Below are 1989 nucleotides of genomic sequence, written 5' to 3' on the forward strand. Positions count from 1 at the left end.
TCATTGCTGCGAAGGTAATAGCAAACCACATTTCCTTACCTAAATAGTTATAAACAACAACAGTAATTTGGCAAAAATAAAAACACCCTTACTCTCGCAGCTTGGGGGCTTTAACCTAAACCTTATCACAAAAGGCAAGCGTAGATGCTCGCCATATGAATTGCAAATATAACACTAATCTATTTAACTGTTGATTTCAATAACTAAAGCCCAAACCAAGCCACAATAACACAGTAAAATTATTTCAGTGAAATGTTTTTATTTAAATACTAATATAATTAGCATTTTTGTGCAGTTATGCTCAAAGATAGTATTGAATTATTCAACTTAAAAAAGTCCGTTACAGACCTACCCCTATTTCTGTCCACCATTCAGGCAGGTTTCCCATCGCCAGCGGATGATTATTTAGAAGAAATATTAAGCCTGGATGATATCTGTATCAGCAATGCTGCCAGCACATTCCTGGGCAGGGTAAAGGGATCATCTTTAAAAGATATCACCATTTATGAAGGCGATATCCTGGTAATTGATAAATCCTTAAAACCCAATAACCGGGATCTGGTGGTATGTGCCATTGATGGGGAGTTTAATGCAAAGATCCTTCATCGCGATAGGAAAGGCATCCGGTTAATGTCAGCTAATAGTAGCTTCGAGCCTATCATCATCAATGAGCTCACCGATTTCAGAATCTGGGGAGTTGTAACCTTTGTGATCCAAAATATTAAAAACCGTTCCAATGATTGGCATTATTGATTGTAATAATTTTTATGCCAGCTGTGAGCGTGTATTTGATCCATCATTAAAAGACCAGCCAGTAATTGTTTTTAGCAACAATGATGGCGCTGTCATCGCGCGGAGTGAAGAAGCCAAAGCATTAGGTATTGGGATGGCCGTGCCTTTGTTCGAGATCAGGAAGCTGATGGAGCAACATCAAATCAAAGGCTTTAGCAGTAATTACACTCTCTATGGCGACATGTCCAGGCGGATAAAAACCACCATCAGGCAGTTTTTTAATCAGGTGGAGGATTATAGCATTGATGAGTCTTTTGTTAGCTGTGAGGGCTTAAAATACCGTAATCTATTTGATTACCTCAAAGATGCCCGTGACAGCATAAGTACCTGGTCAGGGGTGCCGGTTTCCATTGGGGTAGCAAAAACAAAGACATTGTCAAAACTTGCCAACCGGATAGCAAAAAAGCAATACAGAGACATAGGGGTATATGTTATTGACAGTGAAGAAAAACGGATAGCTGCATTAACAGCAACAGATATAAATGACATCTGGGGTATCGGTGGCAGGATCACCGCCAAACTAAAAGCAAAGGGTATTTTTACGGCTTATGAGCTGTCCCTGGTGGATACCAATTGGGTAAAAGCAAACTTTAGTGTTGTAGTACAACGAACCGTTTATGAGTTGCAGGGGATCAGCTGTATCCCGTTAGAGTTGATAATGCCCGGTAAACAAAATATAGCTTCACAAAAAAGCTTTGGAAAATTTCAAACAGAGTTTGAACCCATCGCGGAGGCCCTGGCAAATTATACAGCCCGTGTAACAGAAAAGCTACGGAAGCAAAATTGTGTAGCCGGAGGCATGGAAGTATGGTTAGGTACCAACCACTTTTCAAAAACAGATAAACAATACTCCCCAGTAATCCATACCGTTTGTGATGTACCAACGGATTACCCCCCATATCTCATCAAAAGAGCGATTCAAGGCTTGCATGCCATTTACCGGAATGGTTATACCTATAAGCGCGTTGGGATCATGTTGACAGACATCCGGGATAAAAGTGATGGCACCCTAAATTTGTTCTACAGAGAATCCAGGAAAAAGGAAATAGCACTCATCAATCAAGTTGACCGCGTAAACAGGCTGAATGGCCGCGACACTGTTAAATCATCCGCCCAAGGTTTAAATCCGGAATGGGCAATGAAACAGGACCATTTAAGCCGGCGATACACTACCAGGTTGAGTGAAATTATTGAAGA

Annotated in this window: 2 protein-coding genes; both read left to right on the forward strand. The window is 40.8% G+C overall.

The features are described from left to right. The first annotated feature begins 297 nt into the window (after positions 1–297). Positions 298–753, forward strand: a complete 456-nt coding sequence (locus QZY09_RS18995; protein ID WP_295674864.1) for a LexA family transcriptional regulator — start codon at positions 298–300, stop codon at positions 751–753. Next, positions 737–1989: Y-family DNA polymerase (locus QZY09_RS19000; protein WP_295674865.1), on the forward strand; the 1253-nt coding region annotated here is incomplete at its 3' end. The genes QZY09_RS18995 and QZY09_RS19000, both read left to right, overlap by 17 nt.

This window comes from uncultured Mucilaginibacter sp. (assembly GCF_903913935.1).
Taxonomy (GTDB): domain Bacteria; phylum Bacteroidota; class Bacteroidia; order Sphingobacteriales; family Sphingobacteriaceae; genus Mucilaginibacter.

Excerpts from the sequence above, each read along its gene's own strand:
- QZY09_RS18995 (WP_295674864.1), top strand. The coding sequence starts at position 298 with ATGCTCAAAGATAGTATTGAATTATTCAACTTAAAAAAGTCCGTTACA.